The sequence below is a fragment of the Oceanobacillus jeddahensis genome (genome assembly GCF_000750635.1).
GTDB lineage: Bacteria > Bacillota > Bacilli > Bacillales > Amphibacillaceae > Oceanobacillus > Oceanobacillus jeddahense.
In genome coordinates this window covers 643,296-662,379 of sequence record NZ_CCDM010000001.1, presented here as the reverse complement: position 1 = coordinate 662,379, position 19,084 = coordinate 643,296, and the positions used below count along the sequence as shown (strand labels likewise).

The 19,084-nt window shown below is 36.7% G+C and carries 14 protein-coding genes; 9 read left to right on the top strand and 5 right to left on the bottom strand.

Annotated elements, in window-relative coordinates:
- Positions 1–365 precede the first annotated feature (365 nt).
- A complete protein-coding gene (locus BN986_RS03020) occupies positions 366–1,157 on the top strand; it encodes a serine hydrolase (RefSeq protein ID WP_244444928.1) in 792 nt (263 codons plus the stop codon).
- A 61-nt stretch (positions 1,158–1,218) separates the two neighbouring features.
- Positions 1,219–2,490 (top strand): hypothetical protein, encoded by a 1,272-nt coding sequence (locus BN986_RS03015; RefSeq protein WP_040978155.1) that lies wholly within the window; start codon positions 1,219–1,221, stop codon positions 2,488–2,490.
- 234 nt (positions 2,491–2,724) lie between these two features.
- Here BN986_RS03015 and BN986_RS03010 read toward each other — a convergent pair whose 3' ends face one another.
- The 3 genes from BN986_RS03010 to BN986_RS03000 form a co-directional block, all read right to left on the bottom strand.
- Positions 2,725–5,874: a DEAD/DEAH box helicase gene (locus BN986_RS03010; RefSeq protein WP_040978154.1), complete on the bottom strand. Its 3,150-nt coding sequence runs from the start codon at positions 5,872–5,874 to the stop codon at positions 2,725–2,727.
- 5 nt (positions 5,875–5,879) lie between these two features.
- Complete coding sequence (locus BN986_RS03005) at positions 5,880–7,070, bottom strand: MFS transporter (protein WP_040978153.1); 1,191 nt, start codon at positions 7,068–7,070, stop codon at positions 5,880–5,882.
- A gap of 224 nt (positions 7,071–7,294) precedes the next feature.
- Positions 7,295–7,795: a DoxX family protein gene (locus BN986_RS03000; protein ID WP_040978152.1), complete on the bottom strand. Its 501-nt coding sequence runs from the start codon at positions 7,793–7,795 to the stop codon at positions 7,295–7,297.
- Between the two features lie 880 nt (positions 7,796–8,675).
- Between BN986_RS03000 and BN986_RS02995 the strand changes: the two genes are divergently transcribed.
- The 7 genes from BN986_RS02995 (at position 8,676) to BN986_RS25645 (ending at position 16,214) form a co-directional block, all read left to right on the top strand.
- Positions 8,676–8,993: a PadR family transcriptional regulator gene (locus BN986_RS02995; RefSeq protein WP_040978151.1), complete on the top strand. Its 318-nt coding sequence runs from the start codon at positions 8,676–8,678 to the stop codon at positions 8,991–8,993.
- A complete protein-coding gene (locus BN986_RS02990; protein WP_040978150.1) occupies positions 8,990–9,700 on the top strand; it encodes a DUF2812 domain-containing protein in 711 nt (236 codons plus the stop codon). The genes BN986_RS02995 and BN986_RS02990 overlap by 4 nt, the downstream gene beginning before the upstream one ends.
- A gap of 377 nt (positions 9,701–10,077) precedes the next feature.
- The gene (locus BN986_RS02985) at positions 10,078–11,004 is read left to right on the top strand and encodes an ABC transporter ATP-binding protein (protein WP_040978149.1); all 927 of its coding nucleotides are present in this window, start codon (positions 10,078–10,080) and stop codon (positions 11,002–11,004) included.
- Between the two features lies 1 nt (position 11,005).
- Positions 11,006–12,235: an ABC transporter permease gene (locus tag BN986_RS02980; RefSeq protein WP_040978148.1), complete on the top strand. Its 1,230-nt coding sequence runs from the start codon at positions 11,006–11,008 to the stop codon at positions 12,233–12,235.
- Positions 12,236–12,460: 225 nt separating this feature from the next.
- Positions 12,461–13,003, top strand: a complete 543-nt coding sequence (locus tag BN986_RS02975) for a flavodoxin family protein (RefSeq protein ID WP_040978147.1) — start codon at positions 12,461–12,463, stop codon at positions 13,001–13,003.
- Positions 13,004–13,669: 666 nt separating this feature from the next.
- Entirely contained in the window at positions 13,670–14,830 is a 1,161-nt protein-coding gene (locus tag BN986_RS02970; protein WP_040978146.1) for an N-acetylmuramoyl-L-alanine amidase family protein, read from the top strand.
- Positions 14,831–14,909: 79 nt separating this feature from the next.
- A complete protein-coding gene (locus tag BN986_RS25645; protein WP_148417059.1) occupies positions 14,910–16,214 on the top strand; it encodes a hypothetical protein in 1,305 nt (434 codons plus the stop codon).
- 339 nt (positions 16,215–16,553) lie between these two features.
- Here the strand turns inward: BN986_RS25645 and BN986_RS02960 are convergent, their stop codons facing one another.
- The gene (locus BN986_RS02960; RefSeq protein ID WP_040978145.1) at positions 16,554–17,996 is read right to left on the bottom strand and encodes a glycoside hydrolase family 1 protein; all 1,443 of its coding nucleotides are present in this window, start codon (positions 17,994–17,996) and stop codon (positions 16,554–16,556) included.
- Positions 17,997–18,163: 167 nt separating this feature from the next.
- The gene (locus tag BN986_RS02955; protein ID WP_040978144.1) at positions 18,164–19,060 is read right to left on the bottom strand and encodes an ROK family protein; all 897 of its coding nucleotides are present in this window, start codon (positions 19,058–19,060) and stop codon (positions 18,164–18,166) included.
- Between the last annotated feature and the right edge of the window lie 24 nt (positions 19,061–19,084).

Here is a 19,084-nt window from a genome sequence, read left to right as displayed (position 1 = left end):
AAAAAGTATAGTTCTTAAATTTAAGTTTACATTATTTATGATAGAAACGTCAAATTATTCTAAATACAGGAAACGATTACATTTATAATATTAAAAATATTTTAAGGGACCCTGACCAAAATCTATATATGAAAAATGAGATAAAAGAAATACTGCGTTAACTAGTTTTAATACTATACTTATTGAATGATTCCAACCATAGATTTTGCTGTCACACCATTTTAAAGATAACTTTTTAATTCTATGCAGTCCTTATTGAAAACATGCTGTATGTTCTTTTCACAATACGCTTTGAAAGTATTTCTTGACTATTTTTTGAATTTTCCATAATATTAATGTAGCCTACTTTAAACGGAGGTATTAAAATGCTGTCATTAAACCTGTTAAAACATGCTATCTATTCCGTCAAACCATTACCGCCAGTAAAAATTTGCTATCTGATTCGTTCCGGAGAAGAACAAATTGCTTTTAACGAAAAAGAACAGCTTCGTTCAGCCAGCATTATTAAACTTTTTATTCTTGCTACCGCTTTTTATGAACAGGAAAAAGGAAACCTCAGCTTATCGGAGCAGGTGTGTATTCCCCCTTCCGAGATAGTGGGAGGCGCAGGAGTTATCCCCTATTTATCAGGCGAACAGACGTACACATATCAGCAATTGCTTGAATTAATGATTATTGTATCTGATAATACAGCGACAAATGCACTTATCGATTTCATAGGATTAGATAACATACATGCATTTATTCAAAGCATTCCATGTAAACATACGAAATTAGAGAGAAAGCTGATGGATCAAGATGCCATAAAAGCAGCCTTAGAAAATAAAACAACCTGCTATGATGTAATGCTACTGCTTGATTTGTTTACGGAACAAAATCATATTTTACCAAAGCATTGCCAGGAGCAAATTCTTGCTATCTTAGAAAATCAGCAGTTCAACAGTAAACTAACTGCCTTTTCTTCCTACGATTCCACCATCAAAACGTATCATAAAACAGGGGAACTGACTGGAGCTGAGCACGATGCAGCTATTTTTCAAACATCTGAAATACAGTTAAAAGCTGTCATGCTGACAGAAGGTTGGGCGAATAATGGAGAAGGACAGCAGTTCCACCAGTCTGCTGGAGCACATATCTACCGTTATTTGAAAAGTTAAGCAACCATGCCCCTCTTTTTCTCTAAAAAATATAAGTCTGATCGATGTAAGGGGGAAATAAATGAATATAAAACTAGGCGTTTTAGGAGAAAAAAAGAGCGTTCAACGCGTTCAAGAAATCGGAAAACAATTTCCAGCTATCGACATTCTTCCTTTTATATTATCTGAACCATACAATATTAACATTCAAACAGAGACTACTATTCTATGTGATGCACTCCTTTACACTGATTATTGTTTTTATATGGAAGCTTTAAAACAAAAGCGCAAACAAATCATGTTTTATATTGATTGCGATGAATATAGTATTCTGTCATCTATTTTACGTATTGGAAAGTTTTCTAAGACAAAATGCTTGTCTATTGATTATCCCGAAAATATCAAGCAAATTGATTTCACGAATGACTTAGCAGTAACGGAATATACGTTAATTTCAAATAGCTTTAGCAAAGAGGATCATTTAAATGTACAAAAAATCATTGATTTTCATAAGGAATTATTTTTTCAGAAAAAAATCGATTTGATTCTAACTTCCCGAAGCGACGTGTATAACAAGCTTTCCCGGGAAGGGTTGCCAATTCATTGTATTATAATGGCAGATAAATGTATTGTCCAAGCATTAGAAAAAGTCGTACAAACACTCGAGACAAAGCGTTATTCAATCAATCTTGTCATCACAGGTATTTTATTTTTAAAAGAGTCGGTTCCAATCCATTCACATCATCAAATACATACAGAAGTCAAAAAATATTTAAGTGATTTTTGTCAAAAAAACGATGCGATTCTTTTACCAAATAAGGATAACCATTATTTTATCATTGGAACAAATAAGCTAATTCAAGCTATTAAAGGCAGCTATCGTGACTTTCCGCTCCTAATCGATGTAGAAAAACTCGCCGGATGTCCTGTTGACTTGGGTTTCGGTCTTGGTCTGAATCCTCTTTCTTCGCAAAAAAACGCTTATTCAGCCTTAGAAGCTTGTCAAAGTGAACCGTTCAGCCTTAGTTATTTGGTTAATGAATGCGGAGAAAAAATCGGTCCGATCGGAAAGCGTAAAAATATTGATACGAATAAATTACTTCATTCACTCGTTCATCAGGCTCGGTTAAATAATGAACTGTCCTATCTTTTTATTCAATTTATCGTGGAACGAAATAATGAGCCTTTTTCATCGAATGACATTGCAGCTTTTTACCGGGTCAGCAAGCGCAGTGCAGAACGGACTGTAAAAAAATTACTTTCTGGTGATATTATTAAAATTTCCGGTAAAGAGAGCCCTTATTCTAAAGGCAGGCCGAGAAAGCTATTTGTTTTACATGATCAGAAAGTATAAGTGCGTGTTCAAAAAGAATGCACCAATGGAGCTTCTATTAAGAACACTCACACCTTGCAGGCAGCCTGGAAGTGACTGCAACAGGCGGAAAGTGCGTTGATGTGATTTTTCCGATGTGCCTGGTAAAGGGCAGGAAATGCCTGAAATTCTCTAAAACATGAAAAATGCTATCAGAAAAAGACGGAGCAGCACCTCCTTTTTTTCTGATAGCATAATAATACGCTCTTTTGAAGCCTACAAACTTAAAAGCTCTTTAATGTCATCTTCACTTAATGAAGAAAGCATGGTCTCTCCTGGCTGGATAACCTGATCAATTAATTCTCTTTTCTTCTGCTGCATCTCATATATTTTTTCTTCAATCGTACCTTCTGTCACCAGACGGATCACCTGCACAACATTTTTTTGGCCAAATCGATGTGCCCTTCCAGTAGCCTGATCTTCTACAGCCGGATTCCACCATAAATCATATAAAATGACCGTATCTGCGCCAGTCAGATTCAAGCCAGTACCGCCGGCTTTCAAAGAAATAAGAAATATTCCTTTTTCTCCATTATTAAACTTCTGGCTCATTTCGACACGATTTTTAGAAGGTGTTTCGCCATGCAAGTAAAAGTAATCATAACCAACCGACTCTAGTCGCCCGCGAATAATTTCTAACATGCTGGTAAACTGGGAGAAAATAAGTAACCTCTTCCCATTATTGATGGCTGTTTCCACCGTTTCCATCAATTGTTCCAGTTTACCCGATTTCCCTTCATAATTCTCCACAAACGTTGATGGGTGACAACAAATCTGGCGTAATCTTGTTAGGCCAGCTAAAATTTTCATCCTATTTTGCTGAAATGCATCCTCTCTCATGGACATTGCAGCTTCCTGCTGTAAATTTCTTAAATAACCAACATACAGATCCTTCTGATCACTTGTTAATTCGGAAATATGAACAGATTCAATTTTATCCGGAAGCTCTTTTAATACATCCCGTTTCAGGCGCCGTAAAATAAATGGTTTTGTAATCGTAGAAACTTTACTGGAATCAAGTTGTTTAAATGTCTTCTGATCTGGCATCAGCCCAGGCAAGATAACCTGAAAAATAGACCATAGTTCGTCAATGGAATTTTCAATTGGCGTCCCGCTTAATGCAAACCGACGTGTAGCATTTATTGTACGGATCGCTTTAGACGTTTTCGTTTGGTAATTTTTTATATATTGTGCCTCATCCAACAATAATGTTTGAAAAGTAATGTCCTGATAGTATTCAACATCCTGACGTAATGTCGAATAAGAAGTAATCCAGACGTCTTTCTCCATAGAGTCTTTCATACGCTCATGTCTCTCTGCCGGTTGACCTGTTAAAATAACGGAAGTTAAATGAGGCGCAAATTTCTCCAGTTCGCTTTTCCAGTTATACACTACAGAAGACGGGACGATAATCAGATGGGGACCAACTGGATTACCTGCTGATTCAGATGTAATATACGCTATTGCTTGTAATGTTTTCCCCAGTCCCATATCATCTGCTAAAATTCCTCCAAGCTGATACTGACTTAATGATTTAAACCATTGATATCCCACCTTCTGATACGTACGCAGGGACGCTTGAAGCTCTTCTGGCAGCTCATATACTTGTTCCTCTGGTGATTTCAAATGACTTAATAAGTCCCTGAAATTCGAATCATACTGTTTTTTTGTATCGAGTAGTTCATCCAACTGCGCACCACGATACACCGGCATTTGTACCTGCCCATCTTGAACAGCTTCTTTATCCATTCCCAATCCATCAAAAAATCTTTGGATGGAAGCAAATTCTTCTGTATCTAAATCCATCATTTGTCCGGAATTCAAGCGGAAATAACGTTTCTTTTCAATCACTGCCTGAAGGACACGGTTAATTTCATGATCATCTACCCCGTCGATAGAAAAGCCAATTTCTAATAAATTATTTTGCCCCTCCATTCGTACACTAGTACTTGGCTGTGGATGATAATCAAAAAACAGATTTTTAAATTCACTCGATAAGAACAATTCCACATCTTTATCCAGGGACGGTAAAATCTTATAGAGGAAATAATATAAATCTTCCTCATCCACGGACATATACAGCTCTCTGCCATTATATCTGAAATCTGCTTCTTCGATATGCTGCATAATCAGACGTTCCTTATCTACATCTCGAATCAACATCACATCAGAATCCTTTTTGCCTTGAAATGGATCAATCACATGCGTCCCATAATGATATTCCAGACGACCAACAATTAAATCTTCTCTTAATTCCAGATAGCACCTTGCTCTTAATGGCTCCTTAATGACCTCCTCGGCAATCCGTTCGTCTAGTTGAACTTCTCCTACTGTCTCCAGCGCAGGCATAATCTCAGAGAGAAAAGTATCTGTCTGCTCTGCAGGAACATCAAAGTAAATATTCTCTAAACGAAACATTTCTAATTCCTTTAAAATAGGAATTTGTTCTCTTCCAGGAAAGTAAAAAACACCATCTAAAAATAACAAATCATAGTTTGGAAAAAATGTCATTGCATTCCCATGCTGCAGGTTAAGCGAGATATGTTGCTCATTTTTCATCACGTCAAATTGAAAAGGCAATTCTCCATCAATAATTTGTACCTGATTATACTCTTCCCGATTTGTTTTAACAGAGGTATCCCGTTCCATTAATTTATATAATAAATTTTTTGCAAGTACTGGCGGTATAAGCAGATACCTTTCATTTTTTTGTCTGGCATAATAATGTGAATCATACAGTTCCGCACTTTTACTTACCTGATACAACAGCTCAAAGATTTCCTGATCTGCTTCGTCTAGGACATGCTTCTCTGCTTGAAACGTAAATTTTTTAGAGAAATAATTGTCTCTTTTTCTAAAATAATTTTCTAAGAATTCCGTTACGTTTTTTACAACATAACGATGCTTCTCCCCAATTTTCAGTTCAATTTGTAAGTGCTTCAGATAAGACCAGCTCAAAATATATTCTACCTCTACACTTTGCTGATAAGAAGGATTTTCCGTTACATTTCTCGTTCCCCGGATTGCTTCCACAAACCGGTTCAAACGATAATGATTCACTTTAGGCTGAACATCATTTTTTTCGTAACTTTGAATCGCCAGCAAGGTTGCTACAATGTGCTTACAATAACCATATACTTCAAATGCAGGACAATCACATTGCATATCAATAGAACCTTGTTGCAGGTCATTTGTATTTACTTCTACTAAGTAATCTTCTGTCCCCTGTACCGTTGCCGACCACGTTACATTATTATAATCATACATAAGATCATGTACTTTATTATTTTTAAAATAAGTTAAACCACGACGATAAAAATTATCAGGAAACGCATTTTTTATATTCATATCCTTAATTTGTTTCAAACCTGTTAACCCACCTTTATGTTGTCAGATGATTTTCCTAGGACAGTAAATACATAAATCAGTATTGAAATAACGATAGAACCTGCTGCTGTTAAATAAATAGATGTATAGTTAAGTGCTGCTGCAATTTGTCCGAATAAAATGGCTCCAATCCCTACTCCTAAATCAAAACATGAAAAGAAGGTAGCATTTGCCATCCCTTTCCGGTCAGCAGGAGCACGATTAACTGCCCAAGCTTGTAATGCTGGCTGAACAGCTCCAAACCCGAGACCAAACAAAGCTGCTGCTGTTAACAAAACAGTCGTATTTGGCAACCATGCTAAGAGGAGCATAGATATTAATATAAGCGAGACAGCAGGCAAGAAAATCAATTTATGGCCTTTTCTATCATATAGTCTGCCCGAAAACAGCCGGGAAACCATAATAAATATAGCGAAAATAAAGAAATAGAGCTGAATTCCCTCTACCCCTCTTTCTATTGCATGCAATGGCAGAAATGTAGCAATTCCGCCAAAAGCAAATGTAATAAAAAATAGTAAAATCGATGGCTGTAATGCACTTTTTTCCAATACATCAAAGCGTGCTACTTTTGTTTGATGAGCTGGATCCACTTTTTTATAACGTATGCGCATCGCAAAAAGAAATGCAAGCACGCCACAAAATGCGCATAATAAGAAAAGTTGTTGATAAGAAATAAGCACAGCTAAGGTTAACCCCAAACTTGGCCCAAAAGATAAAGCAATATTTCCAGATAAGCCAAAATAGCCCATTCCTTCCCCTCTTCTTTTAGGTGGAATTAAGTCTGTAGCTACTGTCCCTCCAGCTGTGGTTGAAAATCCCCAACCAACGCCTTGAATAACCCGTATAATAATCAAAAATAAAATGCTCGCTGTAAATGCAAATGCTCCTACTGAAAAGACAAATATACCTAATCCGATTAAGTAAACAAACCCTCTTCCTTTACTTTCTAATGCATGGCCAGCATATGGACGTATCAGCAAAGCTGAAAACGTAAAAATTCCTACAATGATTCCTACCATTTGATCACTGCCACCAAGGTCTTTTACAAATAGCGGTATTGTAGGGATAGTCATTTGAAAACCTAAGAAAATAAAGAAGTTTGCTATCCAAATATATAGAAAATCTCGCGAAAAAATCTTATCTTCCTGCGAGGTTGTTTGTGCTAAGGGTGACATAATAAACATCCTTCTTTCATTTTGTCATTCCTATGCTATTATACAGGAGTTTCATAGCAAATAACATGAAAACAATTTTGAAGAGAGCATAAACAACACTGCCTTCATCAGACAAAACTCCCTTTCATCAGGGTTTCAAGGATATTTTGCCGTGTTAAATAACACAGGAGAGCGGATTTTATTCCGCTCTCCTGTGTTGTTTATATCTATTTTTATCAGCCTGGTTATGCAACGTAGGTTTCAGACTGTTTTCCTTTTCTCACACGCTGGTTCCAAGTTTCTTTAAGGTAAGGCATTACCCAACGGTCCAGACCATATCTTCCTGCATTCGCACCAGCGATAGCAATGAAGATTCCTAAAATAGCCATTTGTGGATTTGTAGAGAACGTTCCACTTAGTAAGAAAGAGAAGTTCATTACAACACCCATCAGTGCAGCAAGGTTTGTGAAAACGCCTAAAATAAGTCCAAGTCCAACAAGTACTTCTCCCCACATAACAACAATTGAAAATAGTCCAGCATTCGGAATTGCTACTGCTTCAAGAAATGCTTGCCACCACCCCTGTACATCAGGGTTTCCTATAGCACCTTGCAAATAGCCACCTGCATCAAATTCTCCGCCTACAATCTTGCCCCAACCAGATGTTAACCATCTAAATCCTAAATAAAGTCGAATAACTACCCAAAGACCCGCAATGTATTTGTTCGTCCTTAAAAAGTTCATCATGTTAATCTCTCCCTTTATTTAATAAAATGATTTCTTTAACTTTTGTTCAATATTTCACATTTATTTATAGAGGATATCCTTTATTACACTTTTATAATACCATGCAGGTGATCATACGTAAATAGTTTTTGTGAATTATTTCACAAATTATGAACGAAATTTGAAGGGAATAAATGGATATTCATAATTATAAAGAAAGATGTCCTTTTCATTGCCTCTCTATCGCCTTTTGCACAAAGGAAATCATTCACTATTGATTTTAGACATAACAGATTTTAAATCAGTTTGATAAAGTTGTTCAAAAGTTATCCATACTTTTTATCAAATGAAAATATTATTTACTCAACTTTCGCAGCTTAAAATAAGCATATATATCTTGCTATTCCAGGATTATCGTGTTCTTCATTATTGTATTTGCTTTTTGGTTACATATCCGGCCATTTTGGAATTGGTGATTGTGCATGACTCCGCTCCGGGCAACCACTCCGCTTTCCATGGGGACGGCTTCAGCTAACTTTTGCCAAGCGCTCTTCTTGGCAAAAGTTAGCTGAAGAGCGTGCCCCTAGGCAGACTAAAGTCGCAACGTCCTGGGGTTGGGGCCGCGATTACTCACCCCACCGAAGAGCTTTTGCGGTTACTCTCCCCATCAAAACCGTTGTACGTCGGAAAGCAAAACGGTCCGCCGCAGCGGTATTCTACACTACACCTTCTCTTCTTTGCCTAGGAAGTTATCAAAGAAACAATCAACTCCTGTGTCTCTGGAAATGAAGTTACTGTTTAAGGTAAGAAAGTTGAGTTATTAATATATCAAAATATGATATAACTGTAGACAACTATATCACATTATGATATATCTTCAAGTGATATAGGAGGTAATTAGTTGAAAAATACGGAGCAATTAACAGATTCCATGTTTTATATTATGGCTGCTTTAACAAAACCAAGACATGGCTATGCCATTATGAGTCTCATTGAAGAAACAACACATGGGTCTATTACGATAGGACCTGCTTCCATGTACACGATTATAAAAAAACTGTTAAAACAAGAATGGATTTATTTACATGACGGATCAGATTCAAGACGGAAAACATATCTACTTACCGAAAATGGCAGAAAAGTATTAGAAGAGGATTTAAAGCTGAGAAAACAAATGATTCAATTAGCAGAAACCGGACTGAAGGAGGATGAAGAATGAGACAAACAAAATATATGATGTCTGGCGGATTAGCTTTTTCTGAAGAGAAGGACATGAAAAAATTACGTCAATTATCTTTGAAGGGCTGGCATGTTAATGACTTCAAATTCATGGGGTACACACTTGAAAAAGGAGAGAGCTCGGATTATATCTACAGCATTGATTATCGTTTATTAGGAGAGGAAGAAGAAGCGGAATACTTTGACTTTTTCACGTCTTCCGGATGGTCCCACGTTGCTTCAAGTGCAGATATCCATTTATTTCGGGCAGATCCAGGGACAAAACCAATTTATAGTGACTCCGATACTACTGTAGAAAAATATAAAAACTCCAGTGATTTCATGACTAAATTGACAATTCCATTAGTTTTCATAACTGCCCTGGTCTGGATTGGAGCAATCATGAGCTCTGGCATTCTGCAATCTATACTTTTAGTAGCAGCTGTTATTTTCAGTGGAATTGCCGTTCCAGCTTTCTGGACTACAGTTGTAACGTACTCCACCAAGTGGAAAACAGAAGGAAAATACCGGCTGGCCAATCTCGCGAAGATGATACCTCCCCTGCTCTGTTTTTCCACTATTATACTTATTATGTTCATCGTTGGGGATGCAGGTTTTGCAATTCGCTTTCTGGCAGCTATGATTATTGGAGGAATTGCACTTCCAGCTGCTATTCGGGGAGCTATGTCCCTCTATCATAGCAAGTGAAGAAGCGATTAGAATAAACATTGAAATATATATTACCCCTGACAAACTATCTTGATTCAGGGAATAAATTCCAGAAAAAATCAAACTTTTTGAAACCATATAAATAACAGCTTCGTACAATAAAGTAAGAAGAATTTTCGTTTCTATTATGGTTATACGTTCGTATTCTTTTCCAGCCTAAGCAGGGGCTAATATTTATTGACCGATGTAAAAGAACGGCCACTGAATATTGTCCTTTATTTAAGAGCTAAGTGAGTATATTTAGGCAGATAATCACAAATGTTTCTGCTGGGGCGGCCAGTCACGGATCAGAAACATTTTGCGGCTAAAAAATGAACATTTTGTTTTATCATGTGATTAAAAAGGAGTTGTTTTATGTGGATACCTTATTAAGTGTTCAGAACCTTAAAAAATCCTTTAAGGATAAAGAAGCTCTAAAAGGAATTTCCTTTGAAGTTCACCGTGGGGAAATCATGGCTATACTGGGCCCGAACGGAGCAGGAAAATCTACTACCATCCGCAATATTATGGGAATTATGTATCCAGACAGCGGTGAAATTCACTTTCATCAGCAGACAGGAGAAGGCATTCCCAAATCAAAAATTGGTTATCTCCCCGAAGAAAGAGGCCTCTATAAAGATGTAAAAGTAATGGATATCCTCTTATACCTCGCTGATTTGAAGGATTACCCTATAAGCAAAGCGAAGGAACGGGTACTGAAGTATTTAAAGAAATTTGATTTAGAAGGAAAAGAAAATACTTCTGTTGAAGAGCTCTCCAAAGGAATGAGTCAAAAAGTGCAATTTATCGGTTCTATCCTTCATGAACCGGACCTGTTAATTCTGGATGAACCTTTTTCCGGTCTGGATCCTGTCAGCCAAGAAGTTTTCAAAGAAGAAATTTCTTCATTAGCCGCGAACGGAACAGCAATACTACTTTCCTCGCACCAAATGAACCTTGTTGAACAAATGTGTGACCGTCTCTTTATGATACAGCATGGCCAGAAAGTAATTTATGGAACATTAGATGAAGTGAAAAAACAATATGCCAATTTTAAGTGTATATTACATGGGGAAAATCCGCCCGCCTTGTTAGAAAAAATTCCGGAAATCGATCGAATTGAATATCAGGGCACCCGCACCATTCTCCACTTACAAAAAGGTGTTGTTCCGCATCATTGGTTAAAGCAATTGCCTGTTGACTTAGATATACAGGAGCTACATATTAATCGGATCTCTCTTCACGAAATTTTCATTGATATTGCCACGGATAAGCATCTTATTTCGCAGGAAGGAGGTTCATAGGATGCAAAATTCCTTAAAAGTAGCAAAATGGGAAATCAAACGGAATTTAAAAAATAAAACATTTGTGATCGGTTTATTTATTACTCCAGTTTTATTTATTTTATTTTTCTTTCTAAGCTCTCTGTTTTCTTCAGATTCAGAAGACACTGAAAATATGACTGTCTATGTGAATGAAGATTTAGGGATATTTGAAGAAATCGAAGCAATTAACATGGAACACGGCTTCGGCTGGGAGCTCCATCCCACCGACACGCTAAAAACAGAAGTAACAGAGGTTGAAGAACCATACACTGCTTACCTGTTTATCAACGAACAGTCCTTAGAAGAGAATCGAATTGCCACCTTTACAAGTGATGAATCTGATCCATTATTTCCTGGGCAATTACAGGCTTTAACTGTTCCTCTCCAGGCAATAAAAGCGGAGGATTCCGGACTTAGTGAACGGGAAATAAATCAACTGCTTGAGCCTGTTGTTTTTGTTGAAGGTACAAACCAGGAAGAAGCAAATGCAGGAGAAGAAAATACAGTTGCTGCTTTAGAAGACCCTTGGGGAAGTATTTTGCCAGGCGTTTTTGCCGGTGTGATCATGCTTTCTATTACATTTACCGGAATGGCTATTTTCCAAAGTGCTTCTCAAGAGAAGAAAGATAAAATTGCAGAAATTATTTTATCTTCTTTAACCCCGTCAGAACTAATGCAAGGAAAAATTTTTGGTTATTTTATATTAGGCCTTATTCAAGTTTCCGTCTATATTATTGTCTTGCTGCCATTTATTATTTGGCAGACAGATATTCCAATTTTAGAATATCTCCTGGTACCAAGAACGATTTTATTTGTATTTATCGCTCTCTTGAGCTATCTGATGTTTGCTGCCATTTTCGTAGGTGTCGGAGCAACCATGTCTGACGTTTCTAGTGCCGGTAATTTACAGGGATTTGTGATGATGCTTCCGTTCGTTCCATTTATCATTATTGCACCGGTAATTAGTAATCCAGACGGCATCATTGCTACAGTAAGCACTTATATCCCATTCACTGCTCCTTCTGTTTTGCTTATGCGGTTGACCATGTTAGATAATTGGCCATGGATAGAGATTATAATTTCACTTGCAGTCATTGTTTTAAGTATCTTTATTTTCATGAAGATTGCCGGAAAGATTTTCAAAGTAGGCATTCTTTTATATGGAAAAAATGCAACCCCGAAAGAAATTTGGAAATGGATTCGTACCTGATTAAAAAAATGGAGATAGCAGCAAGGCTTGCTGCTATCTCCATTTTTTATCTTCATGCATACACAGAGAGAAGCATACATATCCTTTATCATATTGCTTTTTAAGTAAAGAAGGCAAAAACTTCTTTTAAATAAGAGCATAATTCAGATAAGTTAATATCATTTAAGATAAGCTGCTATCTTTATTTCCTCTCCCCGTTTCTCCAATAATAGAAGGAGGATGTTTATGAGCATTATTGTTTTCCATGGATCGACACGTAAGAACAGTAACACTGAACTACTCACCTATGAAGCCGTACCTAAAACCCAAGGCACCCATGTTTATTTACGAGACTATACGATTTATCCAATTATTGATCAAAGACATGAGGCGGGTGGTTTTACACCAGTAAATGATGATCATACAAAACTGATTGATCTCCTTTTAGAGCATGATACCATTGTTTTTGCTACGCCTATTTATTGGTATAGTATGTCTGCACTTATGAAGCTATTTATTGATCGGTGGTCGCAAATATTAAGAGATTCGGACTATCCTGATTTCAGAGAGAAACTATCACAAAAAAAAGTATATCTTATTATCGTAGGCGGTGATAATCCATTTATAAAAGGACTGCCGCTTATTCAGCAATTTCAATATATATGTGATTTTTATAAAATGCATTTTGCAGGCTATGTTATTGGAAAAGCACGTAAACCAGGTGATATATTAAACGATAAAAAAGCTTTTAAAGCTGCTTCAACATTACTTTCTTTTGCAGATGATTAGAAAGTTAAATGGGTTTTTAAGAAAGCAAAATAAGCTTTCTTAAAGCCCTTTTACTATGAAATAAATGTAAATTTTTAGCTGAATAACGGCTTCGTTAAAATACACATAGCATTAAAATCGCTGAAATCCTGATTTAAAAATACTTATGACAGGCAGGATTGCTAAAATCTTGCATCCTCCACGACGCACAAATAAGAAAGTTTTGTGCTTTCTATATAGGTTGAATTATTAAATCTATCTTTTTCTCTAACATAATCAATCATTTATTATGTGGTTAAGCACTGTAACCAGCGACGGTTTTGATGGGACGAGTAATCGCAAAAGTTCTTCGATGGGGCGAGTAATCGCAGCCCCAGCCCCAGTGTGAAGACCCCGCAGAAAAAGTGGTCTTCTTTTTCTACCACAGACATAAGTGCGACTATGCTTCTGTCTGCGCTGATTGGCAAGCCCCTGGAAAGCGTAGTGTTTTTCCGAAGCGAATGCTAGAGGATACAATTTTTATTTCAACTTATATAGTTCCCAAAATAACTAATTAATCCTAAAAGAATATCAAAATGCTAGTCTTTTTTGATTATTTTTACGATTGGAGGTTTAAACTCTTCTTTGTTTAGGCTATTCTATTAGTATCCAATCATGTAATTAATTTTACAACTAGAGGAGGATTCAATGGAAAAGAAAACAAAAAGAGTTTATCTATTGATAGCAATTTTATTTATAATTAGTTTTTTCTTACCAAGTATAAGCTTCGCAAACAGTGATAGTTATGAAGTAAGCTCACCTGTTTTAAACATTCGAAGCGAGCCATCTAATAACGCTTCTCTTGTTGGTCAGTTTACAAAGGGAGACCAAATAAACGCTTTTGACGAACAACATGGTTGGGTACAGACTTATTACGGCGGGGAACCTGTTTGGATTGCAAAACATCATCTTATTCCAACTGGAAACTCTAACCAGGAAGAAGCACCAGCAGAAGAAGTAACTTCAGATGAACAAACAACAGAAGAAACAGCTGACAGTAGCTCTGGAGCAGTGACTGTTTCTGCCGACAGCATTTATGTTCGTTCCGGTCCAAGTACATCTGATACAATTATTTCCTATGCTTATCAAGGAGATGTCTATGATGTCGCCTCTACTTCAGGAGATTGGCTTGAAGTTTCCTTAGGTGATGGAGAAACAGGATGGATCGCATCTTGGTTGACTACAGATGGTAATGTAAGTGAAGAAGAAACATCCCAAGATTCTGCTCCAACTGTAGAGGCAGCTCAAACACAATCTAGCAGTTCTGGATCTCTATCCGGGTATAACATTGTGATTGATCCTGGCCATGGAGGAAAAGACCCTGGCGCGATCGGGTTAAACAATATTTATGAAAAAGATGTTGTCACATCAACAGCAGATTATGTCGTTCAACAGCTTGAAGAAGCTGGAGCAAATGTGATCACGACAAGAAGCGGTGATTATTTTATTTCATTAGACGAAAGAGTACAAACTAGTAATAGCTATAATACCGATGCTTTTATCAGTTTACATTATGACAGTTTCTCTGCTGTACCAGTTAGTGGCGTAACTACTTATTATAATTCCGATTCAGACGCTGCATTGGCCAGCTCACTTAACAGCACGCTATCGTCTACTGTTTCCTTACCATCCAGAGGGACACAGCAAGCAGGATATAAAGTGCTTCAAGAAACAAACGCTCCGTCTGTGTTGATTGAGCTTGGATATATTACAAATCCACATGATTTAACCGTCGTACAGACAGGTGACTATCAATCTAGTGTAGCTCGTGCAATTACTAACGGACTTATTAATCATTTGAATAATTAATTGGTATGATAATAAAAACGGCGTCGGACACGATTCGAAGCCGTTTTTATTTTGCCTTTCTTTAGAAAGGCTATCTAGCATGTTATACTTTAATCATTCTAAAAGTCAAAAGCGAGGTATTGATATGTATCCTGTTACAGAAGAATTAATTGAAAAAACACGTGAACAATTTCAATTAAATGATTTTTATTTAGAGAGTTATGATTTCCTTCTACATGAGGAGGACAAAATAGATTTAAGCATGACATGGTTACCAAACGGCGTCATAAAAAATGATGATTTAAATCCAGACGGAGCCATTGTAATAGATGTGGATATTGAAACACAAAAATGGATTCATATTGTATTTGTGAATGAAAAAAACTTATTACCTGCTGAAGTGTTTCCACAGGTGGATAACATGGAAGCTATGATTGAATGGGTTGAAGACCTGACTCAATTAGAATATGGCAGACAATTCAAGCTTGTAAATGAAACAAAAGAAAGAATCGCTTTTCATGCAGCTGTGGATAATATCAGACTCTTTCCTGGAGGAACCATTGATATTTCCTTTAATGAAGACGGACTATTATCCAGCTTTTACATACAGGGAATGTTTGCCGATGAGTCACAAATCCAATGGGAACCTTTTAATTTAGTAGATGAGGTTATACAACCTTTAGCAAAACAGCATTGTAAGCTTATAGAAGTCCCTGACGAATCAAGTGCGGCTTGGAAGCCCCTATACGTTATATCCAGCTTCCTTGTTCCGAATCAGAGTTCTGATGCTGTCATCTATTTTGATAAGATAGAGAATAATCTTTCTTATAAACCTCTCCATACGATTTTAACTTGGCAGGAGCCTTCTATTGAGAAATTTGAGGAAAAAGAAATTGATTTAAAATATTCATTTACAGAAGAAGAAGTTTTTCAAAAAAGAGCACTCCAAGATAATAACCTGCCTATTTCGGATGAGGCAGTGGAGGAAATCCTGCCAGAAATTACAAACATGCTGCGGATGGAGTTCCCGGACGATAGTGGTCTTTGGCGTTTAACCTCTGTAAAACGTGAACGGGGTTATATATTAGCACGATTAGATCCTGCGGAAGCTACACCAAAGGTTATTTATCCATCCTTAATGCTGTGGATTCATCCAGAGACATTAAAAGTTGAAAATTATATGGATCCCTCCTCCCTTCTAGAAGCCTTTGACTTCTTTGAAGAAGCGGAAGCGGTGAAAATAAATGTAGAAACAGCTGCTGAGCGTTTATATGAGTATATGGAAGTAGAGCCTGTATATGTTTATGATCAGCAAACTAAAATGTATCAATTATGTGGAAAGGTAACAAGTGGTGCTTATGCTATTGATGCGATCACAGGAGACTTATCCATATTAGATAGTTAACCTTGTACATAAACAATATTTTAATTCACATTAAACAAAAAGACATGTGGATAACGATTAGTTTTATCCACATGTCTCAATTAAACACACATTGTCTCAGCCTTTTCTCAAATAAATTCTACACTAGAAATTATTTGAGAAAAACTTATATTCGCTTGTCTTTTACTTGCACAAGGGTATGCCGACTTTGATGTCCCCGCAGGAACATGGAGACCTTAGTCGAAGTTCCTTAACCCATCGTTTTTCTTATACTTATTGTGTAAAAAATGCTTATTCTGCCTTTGAGAATAGAAAAACCACAACATTCTTTGGCGTTGTGGTTTTCAAATAATATATGAATTATCTCAGGTTTTCTCCATTATTTTCTATCGTATCTTTATACCAATAAAAGCTTTTCTTTTTTATACGACGCAGATCATGTTCTCCCTCTTCCTGTTGATTAACGTAAACAAAACCATAGCGTTTCTGATATCCATTCAACCAACTTAAAAGATCTGTAAAAGACCAAACACAATAACCAATGACTTCTACTCCATCTGTTAATGCCTCCTGAATAGCTTTTACATGTGATGTAAGATATTCTATCCGATAATCATCATTTATCGAGCCGTCCGCTTCTACTTGATCGTATTCTCCTAGACCATTTTCACTTATTAAAACGGGAAGTTTATAACGGTTCGTAATTCTTCTTAGACCGATACGTAAACCTTGTGGATCAATATTCCAATCCCAGTTTGTTCTATTTAAATTTTTATTATGCACCGTTTTATATAAACCCGGAATACCTGTATCCTCTGTTGTTCCTTTTTCTCCTGAAGTATTAAAGTTCCCTTCTGAAGTAACGCCATCTAGTGTATTTTTTTCAAATGTGGTTGTTTGATAATAGTTTACTCCCATAAAATCAGGTTTATTTTCCCTTAATAGTTCAAAATCCCCCACTTCCACATGTGGAGCAATCCCTTTTCTTTCTAAGTAATCCCATGCAGCTTTCGGATATGTTCCCCAAACATAAACATCCATCCACCAATGACTTGTAAACTCTTCTGCATTTTCAGCAGCGAGCACGTCTTCAGGCTTTGATGTCGCAGCATATGCTGGTGAATAAGCAAAGCTTGGACCTATTTTCCCATTGGGTACGTAGTTTCGAAATTCCCTCATTGCTGCGGCGTTTGCCAGGCTTGCATGATGATTCACTTGATAAAATAACTTATCATCTTTCACACCTGGAGGATGCATTGCAGATTGATAGCCTAATCGCGTAAAAACATTTTGTTCATTTAAAGAGACCCAATATTTTACTCGGTCCCCAAATGCTTTATATAAAGCAACACAATAATTTGTAAAATCTTCTATAACTTGTCTTGATTCCCAACCACCATACGCGTCCTGTAATGCTTGTGGTAAATCCCAATGATAGATCGTTAGAATCGGCTCTATTCCATGATCTATTAATTCATCAATTAAATGATGATAAAAATCAAGACCTTCCTGATTGATTTCTCCTTTTCCATTTGGAAAGATACGTGCCCAAGCTACAGAAAAGCGATACGTTTTTATTCCCATCTCCGCCATGAGCTGTATATCTTCTTTATAACGGTTATAATGATCTACAGCTACATCACCATTGGTTCCTTTAAATGTTTTCCCAGGGATACGCACAAATGTATCCCAATTCGAAATGCCTTTCCCATCCTCGTTCCAAGCACCTTCTACCTGATATGCAGCCGATGCAGCTCCCCATAGAAAATTCTTAGGAAAAGATGTAAGCTTCTCATGTAACATACCATATGTCTCCTTTTATAATATTTTAGTATTAAAATGGATAATCGTATTATTCTAAGACTTAAATTTGAAAACAGAACCTCCAACCATCTTTTCTATTAAGTGTGAAATGAAAGAAAGGCTACACTATTGCCACAGAAATATATTATGCGGGGTAACCTGTTTCTTCACGTTACACACTCTTTTTGCGTCAAGAAATGTTTTAATGCCCCTAACATGCCTGCATCATTTTTATGCTTACAAGTTTCGATTGGAACTTTTATAAAATTCCATTCCTCTTGCTGTTTTAAATGATTTTCGATTCTTTTTGCAAACCCTTCACGGGCACTAACTCCTCCACCTATTAAAATTTTTTCTGGATTAAGTGTCCCTGCAATGTTAAAAATACCAAAACTAATTCTTTCCAGCCATTTTTCTACAAGTAGCTGGACTTCTGCATTGCTTCCTGCCTCTTGAAAAATTTCTTCCCCCTCTATAGCCTCTTTTTTATCTAGCCCTTTATACTGCTTATAACTTTTAATTAAACTGGAAGTAGATCCATTATCGCTCCATATTTCATCTTTAGTACGACTTCCTGGTGTGAGCATATAACCTATTTCTCCAGCTTTAAACTGGTGACCATGAAATATCCGATCGTTTAAAAATATACCGCCACCTATTCCAGTCCCTATTGTGATACAAACGAAATCCTTACAATCTATGGCATTGCCGTTAAATTTTTCAGCTAATGCTACACAGTTTCCATCATTCTCTATTTCTACCCGACATGAAATTTGAGTTTCCAAAAGTGTTTTTAAGTTTTTTCCATTTAATATCGTGATAGCACCAGCATCTTCCGTATAACCTGTTTTGATATTAACAAACCCAGGCATACTAATCGCAATCCCTGATATATGGTCATTCGTTTGATAAGCTTTTATCGTTAAAATAATATCCGTCAAAAATTGATTTAAATTGGACCTTCTTGTACGATATTTCCCCTTTTCTATGAACGTTCCATCTTCCAGTAAAACAGCGTGTTTTACTTCTGTACCCCCTATATCAAAAGCAATGTACTTATTCATGAATATCTCTTCCTTCCTAGAAAA

Coding starts and splice junctions, on each gene's coding strand:
- BN986_RS02990 (WP_040978150.1), top strand. CDS start 8,990: ATGAGACAAACAAAATATATGATGTCTGGCGGATTAGCTTTTTCTGAA.
- BN986_RS03020 (WP_244444928.1), top strand. CDS start 366: ATGCTGTCATTAAACCTGTTAAAACATGCTATCTATTCCGTCAAACCA.
- BN986_RS03000 (WP_040978152.1), bottom strand. CDS start 7,795: ATGATGAACTTTTTAAGGACGAACAAATACATTGCGGGTCTTTGGGTA.
- BN986_RS02955 (WP_040978144.1), bottom strand. CDS start 19,060: ATGAATAAGTACATTGCTTTTGATATAGGGGGTACAGAAGTAAAACAC.
- BN986_RS03015 (WP_040978155.1), top strand. CDS start 1,219: ATGAATATAAAACTAGGCGTTTTAGGAGAAAAAAAGAGCGTTCAACGC.
- BN986_RS02975 (WP_040978147.1), top strand. CDS start 12,461: ATGAGCATTATTGTTTTCCATGGATCGACACGTAAGAACAGTAACACT.
- BN986_RS02970 (WP_040978146.1), top strand. CDS start 13,670: ATGGAAAAGAAAACAAAAAGAGTTTATCTATTGATAGCAATTTTATTT.
- BN986_RS02980 (WP_040978148.1), top strand. CDS start 11,006: ATGCAAAATTCCTTAAAAGTAGCAAAATGGGAAATCAAACGGAATTTA.
- BN986_RS25645 (WP_148417059.1), top strand. CDS start 14,910: ATGTTATACTTTAATCATTCTAAAAGTCAAAAGCGAGGTATTGATATG.
- BN986_RS02960 (WP_040978145.1), bottom strand. CDS start 17,996: ATGTTACATGAGAAGCTTACATCTTTTCCTAAGAATTTTCTATGGGGA.
- BN986_RS03005 (WP_040978153.1), bottom strand. CDS start 7,070: ATGTCACCCTTAGCACAAACAACCTCGCAGGAAGATAAGATTTTTTCG.